General features: G+C 58.6%; 15 protein-coding genes and 1 other RNA gene. 10 read left to right on the top strand and 6 right to left on the bottom strand.

What is annotated here, in order from left to right; translation table 11 throughout:
* The first annotated feature begins 29 nt into the window (after positions 1-29).
* From ACWBU6_RS09285 to ACWBU6_RS09240, 10 genes are all read left to right on the top strand, one after another.
* Positions 30-722 carry an HAD family hydrolase gene (locus ACWBU6_RS09285; RefSeq protein ID WP_452648518.1) on the top strand — a complete coding sequence of 231 codons (693 nt, stop codon included), beginning with the start codon at positions 30-32 and terminating at the stop codon, positions 720-722.
* An 86-nt stretch (positions 723-808) separates the two neighbouring features.
* Positions 809-1,783, top strand: coding sequence for a hypothetical protein (locus ACWBU6_RS09280; RefSeq protein ID WP_452648517.1), 975 nt, complete (start codon positions 809-811; stop codon positions 1,781-1,783).
* A gap of 41 nt (positions 1,784-1,824) precedes the next feature.
* Positions 1,825-2,185: a transfer-messenger RNA gene (gene ssrA, locus ACWBU6_RS09275) on the top strand.
* A 178-nt stretch (positions 2,186-2,363) separates the two neighbouring features.
* Positions 2,364-3,323, top strand: coding sequence for a tyrosine-type recombinase/integrase (locus tag ACWBU6_RS09270; protein ID WP_452648516.1), 960 nt, complete (start codon positions 2,364-2,366; stop codon positions 3,321-3,323).
* A gap of 82 nt (positions 3,324-3,405) precedes the next feature.
* On the top strand, positions 3,406-4,917 hold the full coding sequence (gene istA / locus ACWBU6_RS09265; RefSeq protein ID WP_452644063.1) for an IS21 family transposase: 1,512 nt from the start codon (positions 3,406-3,408) through the stop codon (positions 4,915-4,917).
* Positions 4,910-5,704 (top strand): IS21-like element helper ATPase IstB, encoded by a 795-nt coding sequence (gene istB, locus ACWBU6_RS09260; RefSeq protein ID WP_452644064.1) that lies wholly within the window; start codon positions 4,910-4,912, stop codon positions 5,702-5,704. Before istA (ACWBU6_RS09265) ends, istB (ACWBU6_RS09260) begins: the two co-directional genes overlap by 8 nt.
* A gap of 225 nt (positions 5,705-5,929) precedes the next feature.
* On the top strand, positions 5,930-6,238 hold the full coding sequence (locus ACWBU6_RS09255; protein ID WP_452648515.1) for a hypothetical protein: 309 nt from the start codon (positions 5,930-5,932) through the stop codon (positions 6,236-6,238).
* Positions 6,239-6,256: 18 nt separating this feature from the next.
* A complete protein-coding gene (locus ACWBU6_RS09250; protein ID WP_452648514.1) occupies positions 6,257-11,218 on the top strand; it encodes an RHS repeat-associated core domain-containing protein in 4,962 nt (1,653 codons plus the stop codon).
* Position 11,219: 1 nt separating this feature from the next.
* A complete protein-coding gene (locus ACWBU6_RS09245) occupies positions 11,220-11,666 on the top strand; it encodes a hypothetical protein (RefSeq protein WP_452648513.1) in 447 nt (148 codons plus the stop codon).
* Between the two features lie 26 nt (positions 11,667-11,692).
* Positions 11,693-12,085: an Imm10 family immunity protein gene (locus tag ACWBU6_RS09240; protein WP_452648512.1), complete on the top strand. Its 393-nt coding sequence runs from the start codon at positions 11,693-11,695 to the stop codon at positions 12,083-12,085.
* Between the two features lie 539 nt (positions 12,086-12,624).
* On the opposite strand, the gene istB (ACWBU6_RS09235) is transcribed toward ACWBU6_RS09240, so the two are convergent.
* The 6 genes from istB (ACWBU6_RS09235) to ACWBU6_RS09210 all read right to left on the bottom strand — a co-directional run bounded on the left by istB (ACWBU6_RS09235) (position 12,625) and on the right by ACWBU6_RS09210 (position 17,840).
* A complete protein-coding gene (istB, locus tag ACWBU6_RS09235) occupies positions 12,625-13,419 on the bottom strand; it encodes an IS21-like element helper ATPase IstB (RefSeq protein WP_452648511.1) in 795 nt (264 codons plus the stop codon).
* Positions 13,412-14,923, bottom strand: coding sequence for an IS21 family transposase (gene istA / locus ACWBU6_RS09230; protein WP_452644063.1), 1,512 nt, complete (start codon positions 14,921-14,923; stop codon positions 13,412-13,414). The genes istB (ACWBU6_RS09235) and istA (ACWBU6_RS09230) overlap by 8 nt, the downstream gene beginning before the upstream one ends.
* Positions 14,924-15,794: 871 nt before the next feature.
* Complete coding sequence (locus ACWBU6_RS09225; protein WP_452648510.1) at positions 15,795-16,307, bottom strand: molybdopterin-dependent oxidoreductase; 513 nt, start codon at positions 16,305-16,307, stop codon at positions 15,795-15,797.
* Positions 16,308-16,426: 119 nt separating this feature from the next.
* Positions 16,427-16,951: a hypothetical protein gene (locus ACWBU6_RS09220; RefSeq protein WP_452648509.1), complete on the bottom strand. Its 525-nt coding sequence runs from the start codon at positions 16,949-16,951 to the stop codon at positions 16,427-16,429.
* A complete protein-coding gene (locus ACWBU6_RS09215; RefSeq protein WP_452648508.1) occupies positions 16,948-17,415 on the bottom strand; it encodes a glycoside hydrolase family 73 protein in 468 nt (155 codons plus the stop codon). Before ACWBU6_RS09215 ends, ACWBU6_RS09220 begins: the two co-directional genes overlap by 4 nt.
* Entirely contained in the window at positions 17,415-17,840 is a 426-nt protein-coding gene (locus ACWBU6_RS09210) for a hypothetical protein (protein ID WP_452648507.1), read from the bottom strand. The genes ACWBU6_RS09215 and ACWBU6_RS09210 overlap by 1 nt, the downstream gene beginning before the upstream one ends.
* Positions 17,841-17,884 lie beyond the last annotated feature (44 nt).

Raw genomic sequence — 17,884 nt, 5'->3', positions numbered from 1 at the left:
GCCGCCGGCTTCGAAAGCCCCCTCCGACCATGAGCCTGTTCCCAGCCCCGCGCGCCATCTTATTTGACCTGGATGGCACCCTGGCCGACACCGCCCCCGACCTGGCCGCCGCCATCAACCTGCTGCGCGCCGTGCGCGGGCTGGAGCCGACGCCATATGAGGTGCTGCGCCCGCAGGCATCGCACGGGGCGCGCGGCATGATTGGCGTGTCCTTCGGCCTGAAGCCGCAGGATGAAGGCTTTGAAGAACTGCGCGATGGCTTTTTCACCAACTATGAAGCGGCGATGGCAGTGCACAGCACCCTGTTCGACGGCATCGGTGAACTGCTGTCCGGCATTGCCGAATCCGGCCTGCGCTGGGGCATTGTCACCAACAAGCCCGCCCGCTTTACCGACCCGCTCGTGCCGCAAATCGGCTTGGCGCTGGCTAGCTGCGTCATCTCCGGCGACACCACGCCGCATGCCAAGCCCCACCCTGCCCCGCTGCTGGAAGCGGCCGCCCGTCTGGGCCTGGCACCGGAAGAATGCTGGTATGTCGGGGACGACCTGCGCGACATCCAGGCCGGCCGCGCCGCCGGCATGCGCACGGTGGCTTGCCAATGGGGCTATTGCGGCCCGGTCGAACCGGCATCCTGGGGCGCCGACCACTTGCTGGCCTCGCCAGCCGACTTGCTGGCCCTGATTCGCGCAACCGTACCATCCCCGACACCGTTAGCCGCCTAGAAACTACGTTATCACTTGCCCAACGGCAATAAATTTCTATACTATAGTCAGTAGCGATTGACCGAGAAAAGGCTTCTGGAGAATTTATGGACGGGGACGACAACATCGAGGCGGCGCTCCCACCACGCAGCAGTGCGCCGCAGGTTTGGGACGCCTCCGTTGCCGAGAGCCGATTCTACTGGTACGACCTGCTGGTCAACGACCCGCTGGTGCCCGACTTCCGCGACCCGATCGGCCGCTATCAGCGCCGCATGCAGTTCGCGCTCGACGCGACCATGGAAAAGCAGCTCCTGTTCTTCGTCATCGCCCGCCCGCGCCTGCGCTTCGACATCAAGAAAGGCACGAGCTGGGGCTTCTTCGGCCTGAAGCTGACCGTGCCGCTGCTGGTCGGCACCGACAACCGCAAGGAATCGATCACGCTCGAACTGGAAGTGCCGTTCGAAGCGACGTTCAAGAAGCCGATCGTCACCCTGCATGACAAGTACATCACGCTGAACTGGGGCGCGCTGACGGAATGCTATTCCGCGCATGACCTGCTGCAGAAGTTCCCCAGCGAACTGAAGTACGAAAGCACGGTGCAATACATCGGCATCACGCGCGACCCGCAATCGCGCCTGGCCAAAGGCCGGCTGCCTTCGGTCAACCGCATTGTCGAAGAAAACGACGGCACGCTCGACACCTTCCTGCTGGTCAAGCGCATGGATGTGAAAGTGGAAACCGCAGTCCAGGACCCGCTCGGCGAGGCCTCTACCCGCTCGCACGTCGAAGTCATGGAAGGCGCGCTGATCCGTTACTTCGAAGGCGAGAAGCCGGCCCACCACGGCACCATCGAAACCAACAACCGGCGCGACCGCGTGGCCGGGCTGGTCGACACTTACCAGCTTGACAGCCTGACCATCGATCTGGGCTTCAAGGAAGCCGACAGCTTCCACGACCTCAAGTCTGCCATCGTGCCGGTGTCGCGCCGCCACCTGGTCGAATTCACCTTTGGACCCGGCGGCGAGATCCACGCCACGCGCCTTGCCGACGACGCCCGCCCACTTGTTTCGCTCGAAGCGTGACGCAGCACAAAGGATTCAGGTAAAATACAGCTTCCTTCTGTGGGGACGACCTGGTTTCGACGTGGGTTGCAAAGCAGAACAGGGCATACCGAGGGCTGGTTACCTCGTAAATACACCCAGAAACAAACTAACTGCAAACGATAACTCGTACGCACTGGCTGCTTAATTGCGCCTGCCCGACAACACCTCGCCCTTAGGGTGTGGCCGCAAGGCCGTGTTGGGTCATTTATAAGGGATCGAACTACGAGGGTTCACTTCGAGTAGTTCTAAATCTAAGGTGAATCGCCTGTACGCAGCGTGCACGTCCGCGTCGTACGGGTTAAATTAAATGACAGTGCTAAGTATGTAGAACTGTCTGTAGAGTGCTTGCGGACGCGGGTTCGATTCCCGCCGTCTCCACCAACTGAACTCTTGAGTAAGACGAAAACGCCATCCAAGTGATGGCGTTTTCCATTCTTGGGCGTCACTTTGGTTGTCCGCCAACCTACGTGAGTTTGGCCGCCAAAATCCGCCTTGAAATGGGGGTATACCAAGGGGTATTCTGAATATCATGCTGTAAGCATCACCGACCAATGGGGGTATGATGGCTGCACTGAAAGATTTGGAAATCAAGAAGTGGCTGGTTTCGGCGACGCCTGGCAAGAAACTGACCGATGGACATGGTCTGTACCTGATCAAGTCCGAAGCAGGAACTGGACTCTGGCGCCTCAAATACCGCTTCGCAGGAAAAGAACGCACCATTTCGTTTGGCGCCTACCCCGACGTGCCGCTGCTGGCGGCCAGGACCGAGATGAGGCAGGTCAAAGACCTGCTCCGCCTCGGCAAAGATCCTGTGACCGAACGAAAACTGGCCAAAGCAGCCATGCAGTGCGCAAGTGCCGACACGTTCAAAGAGGTCGCCAAAGAGTGGCTGGCGATGAAAAAGCGCGAGTGGAGCAGCGTCCACTACACCAAGTCGGTCCGCGCCTTGGAACGTGACGTTTTCCCCTACTTGGGCGAGCTGCCGGTGTCGCGGATTTCCCGTCCAATGGCTGCCAGGGCCGTCGAACGAATCAGCCAACGCGGGGCACTCGAAACGGCATCGCGTATCCTGCAGCACGTCAATGGGGTCTTCCGCTATGCGCAAGCTAAAGGTCTGTGCCAGGACAATCCTGCCACGACCGCACGCGAAATCCTGCCAAGGAAAAAAGATCAGAAGTTGATGTCCGCGCTGCTCCAGCTGCCAAAACTTGGCGATCTACTGCGTTCCGCCAAAGCCGCCTCCGCCTCGCCATCCGTCAAGATGGCGCACCGCCTGATCGCTTTCACAGCGGCACGCATCAGTAACGTCGTACAGGCAGAGTGGGCTGAGTTCGACCTCGACGGCGAAGTGCCCGTATGGACCATTCCGCGTACCAAGTTGAAAAAGAAGGACGCTCGCTTTCCGGACTTGCGCATCCCACTGGCGCCGTCGCTTGTCACCGAACTCCGAGAATGGCGCGGGGCCGTCGGCGGTAAGGGGTATGTCTGTTGCCGCCGACCGAAAATTGACCCACTTTGAGGGCTGATGCCGACTGAAAATTGACCCAGGTGTTCTACTACTCCCGCCTATTTTTTGGGCAGGAGATAATAAGGTGATCACCATGGAAATGTTAGGTAAAGTTCGACGGATGTACCTGCGCGACAAGCTGTCGCTGCACGAGATCGCGAAGCGCACGGGCCTGTCCCGCAACACGCTGCGCAAATGGCTACGCAAGCCGGAAGACGCGCCACCGCCGCGCTATCGGCGAGAATCGGCACCCACCAAGCTGAGCGAGTTCCACGCCACACTGGAGCAGGCGCTCAAAGCTGACACCCACCGCAACAAGCAGAACCGGCGTACCGGGAAAGCGCTGTTCGCCCAACTCAGGGCCGAAGGCTACGTCGGCAGTTACAGCCGGGTTACCGACTTCATCCGGGAATGGCGTGGCCGCGAAGGCAAGGCGGCAGAGGCTTTCGTCCCGCTCAGCTTCGAGCTGGGCGAAGCGTTTCAGTTCGACTGGAGCGAGGAAGGCATGGTGGTCGGCGGCATCTACCGGCGTCTGCAGGTGTCGCACATGAAGCTGTGCGCCAGCCGCGCCTTCTGGCTGGTGGCCTACCCCAGTCAGGGACACGAGATGCTCTTCGACGCCCACACCCGCTCGTTCACAGCGCTGGGCGGCGTGGCCCGGCGCGGCATCTACGACAACATGAAGACGGCGGTCGACAAGGTCCAGAAAGGCAAGGGCCGCGTGGTCAACACGCGCTTCACCGTCATGTGCGCGCACTACCTGTTTGAGCCCGATTTCTGCAACGTGGCCTCAGGCTGGGAAAAGGGCGTAGTGGAGAAGAACGTGCAGGATAGCCGGCGCCGGATCTGGATCGAAGCCCAAGACCGCCAGTTCGCTTCCCTCGCTGAATTGAACGCTTGGCTCGGAGAGCGCTGCCGGACGCTGTGGGGAGAATTGCAGCACCCGGAGTACGAGGCGCTGAGCGTGGCCGACATGCTGGAACAGGAGCAGGCCCACCTGATGCCCATGCCCACGCCGTTCGACGGCTACGTGGAAAAGGCGGCGCGGGTGTCGTCCACCTGCCTGGTCACCGTGCACCGCAACCGTTATTCAGTGCCGTGCGAGCTGGCCGGGCAGATGGTGAGCACAAGGCTGTACCCGACCCGCGTGTGCGTGGTGGCCGGCGATGCGCTGGTCGCCACCCATGAACGCATCGTCGATCGCAAGCAGGTGTGCTACGACTGGCAGCACTACATCCCGCTAGTGCAGCGCAAGCCCGGTGCGTTGCGCAACGGCGCCCCCTTTGCCGACATGCCCGCGCCGCTGCAGCGGCTGCGGCAAGGCTTGCTGCGCCACGCCGGCGGCGACCGGCTCATGGCGCAGGTGCTGGCGGCCGTGCCCGGCGCCGGCCTGCCGGCAGTGCTGGTGGCGGTGGAGCTGGTGATCGAGTCCGGCGTGCTCAGTGTCGAGCACGTCGAGAATGTGCTGGCCCGCCTGAGTGCCGCCCCGCCGCCGGCACATGCCGAGACCAGCCTGGTATTGAAGGAGGCGCCGGTAGCCAACACCAGCCGCTATGACAGCCTGCGCGAGACGGCTGGCAGCAGCGCGGAGGTGAACCATGCGTGACCTGATCAAGGAATTGAAGGGCCTGCGCCTGCACGGCATGGCCGACGCTTGGACCGATCTGGTGGCGCAAGGAGAGCACGCCGTGTCGTCGTCCAAATGGCTGATTGAGCACCTGCTGCGCGCCGAGCACACGGACCGCGCCATGCGTTCGGTGAACCATCAGATGAACGCCGCCAAATTCCCCGTGCACCGCGACTTGGCCGGCTTCGACTTCGCGGCATCCAGGGTCGATGAGGCCCTGGTGCGGCAACTGGCCACGCTGGCCTTCACCGATACGGCGCAGAACGCAGTGTTCATCGGTGGCCCCGGCACCGGCAAGACGCATTTGGCGACGGCCATCGCGGTGGCGGGCATTGCCTCAATGGGCAAGCGGGTGCGCTTCTACTCGACGGTCGATCTGGTCAATGCGTTGGAGCGCGAGAAGCGGGAAGGCAAGGCCGGTCGGCTGACACAGTCGTTGATGCGGATCGACCTGGTCATCCTCGACGAACTGGGGTATCTGCCGTTCAGCCAGGCCGGCGGCGCGCTGCTGTTCCACCTGCTCTCGAAGCTGTACGAACATACCAGCGTGGCCATCACGACGAATCTGAGCTTTGCTGAATGGTCCGCCGTGTTCGGCGACGCTAAGATGACCACGGCGCTGCTAGACCGGCTGACGCACCACTGCCACATCGTGGAGACTGGCAACGACTCCTACCGCTTCCAGCACAGCAGTATGGCGGCCAAGGGGCGGATCAAGGCGCGGGAGCAAAAACAGAAGGCCGGGAAGGCGGACTTTCCGGTGTAGCTTTGAAGACAGGATGTATAACGATATAAATCGTTTACTCCGTTAATTAACTATTGAACTGACTAAGGGGGGATTCACGGCGGGCTGCGCCCACCGCGAATCCCCCCTGTCTTTGGTACACTTATCCACAGACGCCGGCTCCCAAAGCAGCGTCCCGCCCTGGGTCAAAATTCAATCGGCAGGGTGGGTCAAAATTCAGTCGGCGCCAACAGACCTGGCTCCAGGTTGGGGAGCGCCGACGCGCATGGCAACCGCCGACTGAAGTTCGCGCTTCCCCAACAATCGCTTTTCGTGATGGGTACAACGGAGGAGGGCGGAGTTTTTTGCCTGCCGTTGGTGATCGATACCGTCATCATCGATATGGAAGCGGAGCAGCTTGAGTTGGTTTGGCGACTAGCCATCGTTGCAGGCGGGGATTTCGAGGAAGTGCGGCTGATCCACGCGACAGAACCAGAGCAACTGACACGCCTGAACGATTGGCTGGCCGCCCAACTAAAAGCAGTGCCTCAATCTAACACCGCACAAACCGCGTAACCTGCACCGAAACACACCATGGCTCACGAAACAGTCACCAAGTCAAAACGCTTCTATTGCGTCAGCCTCAGCCCCGATCTTTGCAAGACCCCCGTAGGTAGCAGTGTTGCCATCCTCCCTTATAACATCAAGGGCGAATTCAAGGATGCGGCCAATGTCTCCAGCAATGTCAAAACCCATGGTGAGCCGGTCCTGCTTCATAACAAAAGTTTCATCCCGAGTATCAAGGGGGATGAGCGTGGGACGCTGGGCGGCATTAAGAGCCAGACCTACCTTAAGCGAGCGCAGCCGATGGAGTTCAGTTCGACCAAAGGGTCGAACGGTGCCCAGACTATCCAGGAATCCCGGCTGATCTACATGAATGACAAGAATACGGTGGGACGTATTTACGAACGCCAGGTGCAAGCACCCCGTGCCCGCTTGACGATCCTTGGTGTTGAGCTTCCAACACTCAAGGAAGCTGCGCAAGAGTATAGGGATAAATACTCCGAACCACTGCACCAATTCGGCAACAACGCTATGGATGTCGGCGGCAAGATCGGCGCGGGAAGTGCGGCCTTGGGCGTGGCTGGCGTTGGTGTGGCGGCGACCGGCATTGGCGCGCCAGCGGCGGCTGTCATGGAGGTGGGAGCCGCAGCTGGCGGCACTACGGCAGCCGTGGTTTCTGGTACCGGCCTAGCAGCCGATTCATCCGCTCGGCTACTCGATAATGCGGCTGACTATATCCTGACCGGTAAGTCACCCGACGTATTAGCAACCGTTGGCGGAATAGCGGTCAACGCAGTTGAAAACTTTGCGCTTAAGAAGTTGTCGAGCGCTGGGAGCTTCCTGAAACGCTTCTTCAATAAGAAAGAAGTTCCGGGAAAGGCAACGCCGCCGCCTAAGAAACCGCCTGCTGAAGATAAAAGCGGAGGTGGAAAGGGCGATGGTAGGGACGGCGGTAAGACCAAGAAAGAGAAGCCCCAAAAGCAAGACAAGCCGGCATCTTGCTGCCCCAAGGATATGGGGCCTGCCAACAAGAGCGCTACGAGTACCAAGCCTGTGCATTTTGGTACTGGTGAAGAAATCCTATACCAGGAGGACTTTGTATTGGATGGACCAACCCCCATCGTTTGGGGGCGCACTTACCGGTCCGGATCAGAAACAGAAGACTGGAGCATGATAGGTGCCCGCTGGACTTTGTCATTTAACTCCAGTGTCTCTGTTTGCCAGCAAGGTATTGTCTACCACGACGCCAGCGGTCGTTGCGTGCGTCTTCCGACGGTGGCTATCGGTGGAGTGCATGACCATTGCGGGGAAGGTTTCGTTCTGCGTCGAGATAGTGAATCGGCATTTACATTGACGTGGCGCGATGGAAGCACCGATACGTTCCAGCGTGGACCTGACGGCATCCTGCCGCACGGCTATCAAGGGGTGAACGCCATGCTTAAGCCGCAGGCGCCTATGCTCACGCAGCGGTACTATCTGGTACGTGCGGCCGCACCCAGCGGACGCGGCATTAGCATTGAGCGTTTCCACGACGCACGTCCCGGTGAGCTACTGCTTCGTGCAAAGACGGATGAAGGCCTAAGAGTTGAAGCGATCCGTGCATCGTTGATGCCGGGAGAAAGCGATATTGGCCCACGTGTGGGTCGCGTCGAGCAGATTTTGGAAGACGGTTCAAGGCTATGCCATGTGCGCTACGAGTATGAGCCAGAAGAAGCTGAAATGGAGGGGCCAGACGCGCCCGGAAGCTTTACGTCGCTGCCGCAACGCTTCAACCTCGTTCGCCAGTCCAACATCCTCAACGTTGAACGTACATACGCCTACAAATACAGCCTGCTTACAGCGTGCACAAACTATACTGGCTTCGCCTATGGCCTGGAATGGGTCAGTTTGGCACAGCTGCGAGAGCGCTGGGCTGGCAGTTCACTCAGCGACATTGAGCTACGGCAGCGAAACCCTATCAGCCAGGACAATAGCTATAGCGCACGCGCTGTGCGCACCACCACAGCTGACGGCCTCAACGAAGTCGTCATGGAATACCGAGACATCGACACCACCATTGTCACCGAGGCAAATGGTGGCAAGCTAGAGTACCGTTTCGATCACAATTGGCTGATCACGGAAGTCCGCCGTCTAGATGTCAGCGGCATGGCCGTATCGCTTGGCAAGCGTGAATGGGATAAGGACGGCAAGCTCCTAGCCGATATCGATGGTGCAGGGAATGCAACGCGCTATACCTATGATGCGAGCGGAAACCTGGCCACGGTGACGGACGCCTTGGGTCATGTTACCAGCCGAACTTACAACGCTCAGAACCGGCTTATCTCCGAAACTAATGCCCTCGGCCACAGTATCACCAAGTCGTATGATGGCCAAGGCAATCTCTGTGAAACTACTGATGCGCTAGGCCGCAGTACCCGCTATCGTTACGATGCTGGTGGAAGGCTTACCACAGTGATCGATGCACGCGGCGGCACCAAGCGACTGATCTACGATAGCGCCGGACGACTCGCTGCCCATATCGATTGTTCGCAGCAGACCACGGAGTACCGATACGACCAGTGTGGTCGCTTGACTCAAGTGAACGACGCCACCGGATACAGTACCACTTACCGTTACAACCAGTGTGGCCATCTGATCGAAGTCATGCGACGCGACGGAGGCTTGGAAAAGCGGAACTACGATTACGAGGGCCGGCTGACTGAATACGTTGACCCAAAGGGTCAGCGCACCCGCTATACCTATAACGGCCATGGAATGCCCATTGAGCGCATCGATGCTAAGGGCCAGGTGATGCGCTATCGTTACGATAATGCTCTACGCTTGATTGAACTGGTCAACGGCAACGACGAAAGCTACCATCTAACGTATGATGCAGAAGGGCGCCTGGCGAGTGAAACAGGCTTTGATGGAAAGAAGACGGCCTTCACATATGACCGTGCTGGTCACTTAATAGCGCGTGAAGTTGCTGGGCAACGCACCACGTTTGCGCGTGATTCGATTGGTCAGTTGGATGCGATTGTTAGCATCGACGGCAGTGTACGCTACGCTCATGATGCGCTCGGAAATTTGACGGCCTTGCGTAATTCTGCTGCAGACTTGCGCTTCGCTTACGATGCGGCTGGGCAGTTAATTGACGAACGCGTAGCCTATGCCCTAAATGACGTTGCCTCGCCGGAAGAAGCGGTTGAGTACACTGTCGCATTTACGATGAACCACGCTTATGATGAGCTGGGTAATCGCATTCAAACAATCTTGCCGAATGGCCGCAAGCTGTCGACGCAGCGATATGGTTCGGGTCATTGGCACGGGACGCTCTGGAATGGCATGTCTATCGTCGATGTCGAACGCGATGAACTGCACCGTGAAACTGAGCGTATGGCTGGCGGTGGTAAAGAGCGGATGCGGACGGAAAAACACTACGACCCGCAGTCGCGCCTTAAGGCCGTCACGCTACACAAAGGTCAACAGCTACTGCATAGCCAGAAGTACAGCTATGACCTGGCGGGACATCTGAGCGAGGTGAACGATGCCCTGCGCGGCGTTACACGGTATACCTACGACCCCATCGGCCAACTTCGTTCTGCAGTTCAGCCAGGACTCACGGAATTGTTTGATTTTGACCCAGCCGGGAATCTGCTGGATGGGGCGTCCGAGGATTCTGCGCGACCAATGCAGGACCAGCCCATAATGGAAATGGCACGGCCAAGGCTGCCCAAAGTCACGCATGACCTGCTGCGTCATTACATGGATTTTGCCTATGAATATGATGTGCAAGGTAATACGGTTCTGAAATCCATCGCCCAACGCCACAGCGCGAATGACGCCGGGGACCTAATTCTGGCATACGATGCCGAAAGTCGTTTGGTGCGCTCCACTCGCAAATATGTTACCGGCGCAGCCAGCACTACCTTGTATCGATATGATGGCTTCGGACGTCGTATCTCAAAACGGGTTCTTTCCGATACTGGCAATTCATGTACTTCTGAAGCCATCACTTACTATGTCTGGGACGGCGATGTGTTATTTCAAGAGGTTCAGGACAACAAATCGATTTGCTATTTGTACGAACCGGACAGCTTCATTCCGCTGGCGCTGATCGAGACTTCCGAAGGCAGCAAGGACTATGTTGCGGCGAATGCTTTCCTCGCTCCAATTGATACTTGGCGCATACCAGAATGGCCTGGGGACGCTGCAAGTCATTTGGCTGCATGGAGACAGCACCAGATGGAATTGGAGGAGGCCCGGCATCAAGCACGACGGAGTGCGCGCTGCCAATTGGCGTCTGATTTAAGTGCTACAGACCGCATCTATCACTACACATGCGACCAGCTTGGAACACCGCTCAAGCTGCATCGTGAGGATGGCGCCCTTGCTTGGGCTGCGAGCTATCGCGCTTGGGGCAGGACTCTTCGCGAAGACGTGCATGTCGTTAATCAGCCATTGCGCTTCCAAGGACAATATTTTGATGAAGAATCCGGATTGCATTACAACCGCTTCCGTTATTATGACCCGGACACAGCGCGTTATTTGACACCTGATCCGATCAGATTGGCAGGGGGAGTCAATCTGCATCAATATGCAGCGAATCCGACAGGATGGATCGACCCTCTTGGTTTGGCACGAATAAAGGGTATCACGCCAAACAATAAAGGGACTCGCACGACCATCGAAGGTGGCAAGGGGATGTCGGAAGCCACAACCGGTTACAGTCAACGGGCCGGCGGGAACGGGGCATCTCACCCCGTTGTCCGCGACCTCTACGACGCCGTCCCTGAAGACCAACGATCTGTAACTCATAGTTGGTGCGGCGAAACCGATGCACTGAGTAAGATCGCAACGGCACATAACGTTGAGAGCGTTGAGCAGCTGGGTAGCATCACGAGCGGTGCAACAACTGAAACAACACGCAATGATGGGAAGCTGATGGAATGTTGTTCGTCATGTGCCCACGTAACAAAACGGCTTAATATCCGAGACAAACTGAAAGACTAAGATGAGCTTGCAACCTACAGAACAATTTGATGCACTGGAAGATACAATCGAAGAGCTGGGAATTCCCGTTGAGCGCATATTGGAAGCGTACAGGAAGTTCTTATTGCAGCTCATTGCGACCAAGCGATTCACGGGCATCACTTCATCCGACATTCAACGCGTTGAAAACTATTTGACCAATTCAGTTAAGGTATTTCTATCGATGTCAGATGACCAGCGAGAGAAAATTCGTGTTGAACTTTGGTCGTTTGCGGATGCTTGCCGGAAAACGAATAATGGTTTGTACAGTTTGTTGCGCTGCGTAATTATTCTGTACGGTGAGCCGCGCGATTGGGAAACCGCTCAGGACTCTCCGATCTATTACTGTCTTCTGCCGTTAACTGAAGTAATTCCAGATGTTGAGCCTGAATTCATATCGCATTTTCAGAAGACACTCTTTCGGACATGAAAATGCCAACTGTCATGTGAGTAGCTATGAGTAAGCATTTAGTATTCAAAGCGAGCGTCGTTTCTGTAGACGAGCAAGATGAGGCCTACATCGTCGGCTTTGCTGACGATGAAATGGAGCCGACTCAGTACATAATCTTGCAGCGCTCTATCGAAGATGATGAGCAGGAAGATGAACTAGGACTCAACACTTATTTCTTGGAGATAGGTGATCCAGCAGTATCGGGGTACGGCGGGATCAATACCGCGACCCTGAAGCAAGACCAAATCGAGATAGACATTAGGCAACCAAGTGACTATGCCGGCCGAGTAGAGCGGATCATTGTCCGCTTCAATTTGCTTCAAGAGGGAAGGGAGCGATTGGCCAGGCAGCTTGAGCAAATCTTGCGAGGCTCGGACTGTGCCCTGAACATTGTCTAGTGAACTACGTGATTATCGAAATGGCTCGTTTTTCGGTACAAAACATGACCATGTTCGAGCAAAGACCGGAGTTCTTCGCCAGCGCCTCAGGATCATCAGCGACTCGGGGATGAGTCCGCCCCGTCATGCTGAAAATTCTCGGGCCGCTTGTTTTAGTTGTTCGCGCTTTGCCTCCGACATTTCCGCGTAATGCAAAATGATCTCCGCTAGGCGATCATCTGTACAGTAAAAATAGGCGCTTGGAACTCCAAGTACTCGCGCAATCGCGTCGACAAACTTCAACGGTGGCTCATGAACGCCGCTCTCGTACCTGCTCATGCGTGCGCTGTGTTGGCGCCGACTGAATTTTGACCCACCCTGCCGATTGAATTTTGACCCAGGGCGGGACGCTGCTTTGGGAGCCGGCGTCTGTGGATAAGTGTACCAAAGACAGGGGGGATTCGCGGTGGGCGCAGCCCGCCGTGAATCCCCCCTTAGTCAGTTCAATAGTTAATTAACGGAGTAAACGATTTATATCGTTATACATCCTGTCTTCAAAGCTACACCGGAAAGTCCGCCTTCCCGGCCTTCTGTTTTTGCTCCCGCGCATTGATCCGCCCCTTGGCCGCCATACTGCTGTGCTGGAAGCGGTAGGAGTCGTTGCCAGTCTCCACGATGTGGCAGTGGTGCGTCAGCCGGTCTAGCAGCGCCGTGGTCATCTTAGCGTCGCCGAACACGGCGGACCATTCAGCAAAGCTCAGATTCGTCGTGATGGCCACGCTGGTATGTTCGTACAGCTTCGAGAGCAGGTGGAACAGCAGCGCGCCGCCGGCCTGGCTGAACGGCAGATACCCCAGTTCGTCGAGGATGACCAGGTCGATCCGCATCAACGACTGTGTCAGCCGACCGGCCTTGCCTTCCCGCTTCTCGCGCTCCAACGCATTGACCAGATCGACCGTCGAGTAGAAGCGCACCCGCTTGCCCATTGAGGCAATGCCCGCCACCGCGATGGCCGTCGCCAAATGCGTCTTGCCGGTGCCGGGGCCACCGATGAACACTGCGTTCTGCGCCGTATCGGTGAAGGCCAGCGTGGCCAGTTGCCGCACCAGGGCCTCATCGACCCTGGATGCCGCGAAGTCGAAGCCGGCCAAGTCGCGGTGCACGGGGAATTTGGCGGCGTTCATCTGATGGTTCACCGAACGCATGGCGCGGTCCGTGTGCTCGGCGCGCAGCAGGTGCTCAATCAGCCATTTGGACGACGACACGGCGTGCTCTCCTTGCGCCACCAGATCGGTCCAAGCGTCGGCCATGCCGTGCAGGCGCAGGCCCTTCAATTCCTTGATCAGGTCACGCATGGTTCACCTCCGCGCTGCTGCCAGCCGTCTCGCGCAGGCTGTCATAGCGGCTGGTGTTGGCTACCGGCGCCTCCTTCAATACCAGGCTGGTCTCGGCATGTGCCGGCGGCGGGGCGGCACTCAGGCGGGCCAGCACATTCTCGACGTGCTCGACACTGAGCACGCCGGACTCGATCACCAGCTCCACCGCCACCAGCACTGCCGGCAGGCCGGCGCCGGGCACGGCCGCCAGCACCTGCGCCATGAGCCGGTCGCCGCCGGCGTGGCGCAGCAAGCCTTGCCGCAGCCGCTGCAGCGGCGCGGGCATGTCGGCAAAGGGGGCGCCGTTGCGCAACGCACCGGGCTTGCGCTGCACTAGCGGGATGTAGTGCTGCCAGTCGTAGCACACCTGCTTGCGATCGACGATGCGTTCATGGGTGGCGACCAGCGCATCGCCGGCCACCACGCACACGCGGGTCGGGTACAGCCTTGTGCTCACCATCTGCCCGGCCAGCTCGCACGGCACTGAATAACGGTTGCGGTGCACGGTGACCAGGCAGGTGGACGACACCCGCGCCGCCTTTTCCACGTAGCCGTCGAACGGCGTGGGCATGGGCATCAGGTGGGCCTGCTCCTGTTCCAGCATGTCGGCCACGCTCAGCGCCTCGTACTCCGGGTGCTGCAATTCTCCCCACAGCGTCCGGCAGCGCTCTCCGAGCCAAGCGTTCAATTCAGCGAGGGAAGCGAACTGGCGGTCTTGGGCTTCGATCCAGATCCGGCGCCGGCTATCCTGCACGTTCTTCTCCACTACGCCCTTTTCCCAGCCTGAGGCCACGTTGCAGAAATCGGGCTCAAACAGGTAGTGCGCGCACATGACGGTGAAGCGCGTGTTGACCACGCGGCCCTTGCCTTTCTGGACCTTGTCGACCGCCGTCTTCATGTTGTCGTAGATGCCGCGCCGGGCCACGCCGCCCAGCGCTGTGAACGAGCGGGTGTGGGCGTCGAAGAGCATCTCGTGTCCCTGACTGGGGTAGGCCACCAGCCAGAAGGCGCGGCTGGCGCACAGCTTCATGTGCGACACCTGCAGACGCCGGTAGATGCCGCCGACCACCATGCCTTCCTCGCTCCAGTCGAACTGAAACGCTTCGCCCAGCTCGAAGCTGAGCGGGACGAAAGCCTCTGCCGCCTTGCCTTCGCGGCCACGCCATTCCCGGATGAAGTCGGTAACCCGGCTGTAACTGCCGACGTAGCCTTCGGCCCTGAGTTGGGCGAACAGCGCTTTCCCGGTACGCCGGTTCTGCTTGTTGCGGTGGGTGTCAGCTTTGAGCGCCTGCTCCAGTGTGGCGTGGAACTCGCTCAGCTTGGTGGGTGCCGATTCTCGCCGATAGCGCGGCGGTGGCGCGTCTTCCGGCTTGCGTAGCCATTTGCGCAGCGTGTTGCGGGACAGGCCCGTGCGCTTCGCGATCTCGTGCAGCGACAGCTTGTCGCGCAGGTACATCCGTCGAACTTTACCTAACATTTCCATGGTGATCACCTTATTATCTCCTGCCCAAAAAATAGGCGGGAGTAGTAGAACACCTGGGTCAATTTTCAGTCGGCATCAGCCCTCAAAGTGGGTCAATTTTCGGTCGGCGGCAACAGACGAATCATATCTCGCACGGTCAACGCATCGGCAATATCAGGGCAGCGGTCTTAGTGTGGTGCTCCCCACGCTGGTTCGACGCCGGGCAATTGGGCGGCATTCCGGGTAACAAATTGACAGACGCAAACGCCATTTACATCAAAAAACGATGTTGCAAATACGCGCGAAATCGAGCATTCTTGCAACCCAGTATGAGCCTCTGAAATCGGTGGTCAAAGTGGCGCCATTACGCCGGAAATGGGTGGCGCCTTAATGCCGGAAATTGACACCCTGCCGCTGGAAGAAATCAAACACGACCGGGCCCGCATGAAAGCGGAGCCGGACCGCATCGGCGAAGTGGTGCGATGACGCTGTCTCGACACCTCGTTGCGGAAGCATTGGGGTCCGTAATTCGGGCATCATGGCCGAACGCCTTGCCGACGGAAATATGGCCGTTGCGCTGCTGGCCCTCTTCGCATCAGATGCATGTTCGCAACGGCGTGGCACAATGGTGGAGCGAATTGCGCAGCCGCCCCTGCGATCACGCCAATTGCCGTGGCTGCATACATCACGTCGGCGTACTGGTTCACCGCGTCCACCTCGTTCGCCAATCCGGCGGTGACCCTCGCTCGCGCTGCAAGCAATACCTTTGCAGGCATCCGTCCATCCGACGCGCGCCGGGTTTCATCCTCGCGCAACTGGCGGGCATGGCTGCGGCGACCGCAATATTCTGCTGGCGCTACCCAGCTTGGCGTGACGGGGCCACTGCCGCCAGTTAGTCAACGACTTGGCGGACTTCAACCTCTTTCAACCATCGAACGTGGCGCGGCCCGGTTCTCAAGTCTTTTGCTGAAATCAGCGCAATCGGCCCTTCGTCCTTTGCCAGCGGGTTGCCATCCCGCTCAAACAGAACAAGCACGCTGTCTCCCGACAGTGAATTGAATAGTTCGCTCCAGGAGAAAACCACTTTGTAGCCATCCGCCGCACGCGCTACAACGATCGTTTTTCTCAACGTGTGTTGATCCTGCGTGACGAGCCTGGCCTCTTCGAGCAGGTCACGCAGCCGAATCCCGTGAACCATGCTGGCCGGGTTGCCTTCCTTGTCGCCTTGTGGCACCGCCAATATTTGCGAAGGTTCGCGGCTTCTCAACGCTGCCACATCGAGAACCAACCTCTTCGACACATTGCCGCTGACGGTCAAAGTCTGGCTCGGTTGGGATGGAGGTGTTGGTGAATGCGCCCGGGCGTCGGATTGAAGCAGAAGGCCAACGGACAGCAACATCATCATAAGATATCGGTGCATCACGGGATCCTTATTTAGTGGCAGCATTAAAGGATAACTCAAATGGCTGCCAGGAGCTTCACGTGCATCTCCTGCCTCGCCGCCATCTACCGGACGTCTACACCTCATCTCAGCATAGCTTGCTGCTTTTGATAATGCTCCCTTAACCCCAATGCTAGTTCGCGCCAGGCGAGGCAAACTGTGGCGTTGTGGGCGCTGGTTTCCGCGACTTCAGCAAGCGGAACTCCGCCGGGGTCGCGGTCAGAACTGGCGGCAGGTCCGGCAGGCTCGCCTGCCCAGGCGGCGTCATGTGCCCGCACGAAGCCAGCATTAATACGGCACTCAGCGTTATCAGCAGCTGTGACATAGACCGGCACTTGTTTCTCAATGACGTCTCCCTTCAAGTAAATTTTCTGGATACGGTCGCGGTACTTGATTTCGGTCTGCACCACCACCTTGGCTTGCGCGCGCGCGATCGAAACGGTGCGGGCGGCCTGGCCTGCGAGGTAGTCGGCCATCGCATCGGCGCCACGCCGCGCCTCCTGCAGCCGTCCAAAGCCATACGCGGCAATGCACAAGGCAGCGATCGCGGCCCACTTGAACCACGGCGGCAAAACAACATCCTGCAAACGCCAAAGCGCCGCGATCATGCCTGCACCGGGGAGGGCAAAGCGTCGAAACGAGCCAGGTTCCGGCCACGCATGATGGCGATCAGCTTATCCGCATAGCCCGGGTCTGTCGCATAGCCTGCTGCTGCGGCGGCGCGCGCCCAGCCCTCCCCCGTGCGTTCGAGGAAGCACTTCCTGTAGCGTGGATTCTGCTGGAAGAACGCAGCGTGGTCCTGCATGCAGTGCGCCCAGCTGTCATATGCGCGGAATGCGCACTTGACCGCGGTACGCACACCTCTGACGAACTCATGCGTATCCACGAGCACAGTCGCCCCTTTCCAGGACGGACCAGGCTTCACGCCGAACAGATTGAACCCTGGTGCGCGTGCGCCCCAGCTCGACTCCAACGCTGCCTGCGCCAAGGTAAAGCTGGCAGGGATTCCGCTTACGCGCTGGCAGGCCTGCGCTGCCGGCAACATCTTCTCGATGAATTCAGCCGGCGCCATTAGAGTGCTCCCCTTACATCCTTGACCGCTGCAGCCGCAGCGTGCGCGATCTCGGCCAGATCTTTACCGCGCCGGCGATCAAACCAAAGAACCAAGCCGCCGATGATCCACCAAGCTGGCAAGCCAGCCAGGACAAGAAATGGCGCCGCTACAAACAGCACGCCCATTTCAGCCGGCAGCGCATACATGACTGCCACTTGACCTGCCGATGAAAAGAGGCTGGGCCACCAACTATGCGCAGCGATCACCAGGAATGGGCCACCGATTGCCGAGGCAAGCAGTGTGCACGCAAAACGGATGGCAGCCTCTTTGAGCGACTTGGGCCACATAAACAGAAAGGCCAGGCTTGTTGCGGCGGCGCCGGCCAGCACTGGAACGCCGAAAATTTTAATCAGTGTACCGCCTGCGGTAGCTTCGATTGACATACTCTCTTTCATAGAAATTTTGGAACAGGTTGTTGAGGATCCTT

The sequence above is a fragment of the Pseudoduganella sp. HUAS MS19 genome, from assembly GCF_053615455.1.
This window is presented reverse-complemented; position numbering and strand designations above follow the sequence as displayed.

Coding starts and splice junctions, on each gene's coding strand:
- ACWBU6_RS09285 (WP_452648518.1), top strand. CDS start 30: ATGAGCCTGTTCCCAGCCCCGCGCGCCATCTTATTTGACCTGGATGGC.
- ACWBU6_RS09280 (WP_452648517.1), top strand. CDS start 809: ATGGACGGGGACGACAACATCGAGGCGGCGCTCCCACCACGCAGCAGT.
- ACWBU6_RS09270 (WP_452648516.1), top strand. CDS start 2,364: ATGATGGCTGCACTGAAAGATTTGGAAATCAAGAAGTGGCTGGTTTCG.
- istA (WP_452644063.1), top strand. CDS start 3,406: ATGGAAATGTTAGGTAAAGTTCGACGGATGTACCTGCGCGACAAGCTG.
- istB (WP_452644064.1), top strand. CDS start 4,910: ATGCGTGACCTGATCAAGGAATTGAAGGGCCTGCGCCTGCACGGCATG.
- ACWBU6_RS09250 (WP_452648514.1), top strand. CDS start 6,257: ATGGCTCACGAAACAGTCACCAAGTCAAAACGCTTCTATTGCGTCAGC.
- ACWBU6_RS09245 (WP_452648513.1), top strand. CDS start 11,220: ATGAGCTTGCAACCTACAGAACAATTTGATGCACTGGAAGATACAATC.
- ACWBU6_RS09240 (WP_452648512.1), top strand. CDS start 11,693: ATGAGTAAGCATTTAGTATTCAAAGCGAGCGTCGTTTCTGTAGACGAG.
- istB (WP_452648511.1), bottom strand. CDS start 13,419: ATGCGTGACCTGATCAAGGAATTGAAGGGCCTGCGCCTGCACGGCATG.
- istA (WP_452644063.1), bottom strand. CDS start 14,923: ATGGAAATGTTAGGTAAAGTTCGACGGATGTACCTGCGCGACAAGCTG.
- ACWBU6_RS09225 (WP_452648510.1), bottom strand. CDS start 16,307: ATGATGATGTTGCTGTCCGTTGGCCTTCTGCTTCAATCCGACGCCCGG.
- ACWBU6_RS09220 (WP_452648509.1), bottom strand. CDS start 16,951: ATGATCGCGGCGCTTTGGCGTTTGCAGGATGTTGTTTTGCCGCCGTGG.
- ACWBU6_RS09215 (WP_452648508.1), bottom strand. CDS start 17,415: ATGGCGCCGGCTGAATTCATCGAGAAGATGTTGCCGGCAGCGCAGGCC.
- ACWBU6_RS09210 (WP_452648507.1), bottom strand. CDS start 17,840: ATGTCAATCGAAGCTACCGCAGGCGGTACACTGATTAAAATTTTCGGC.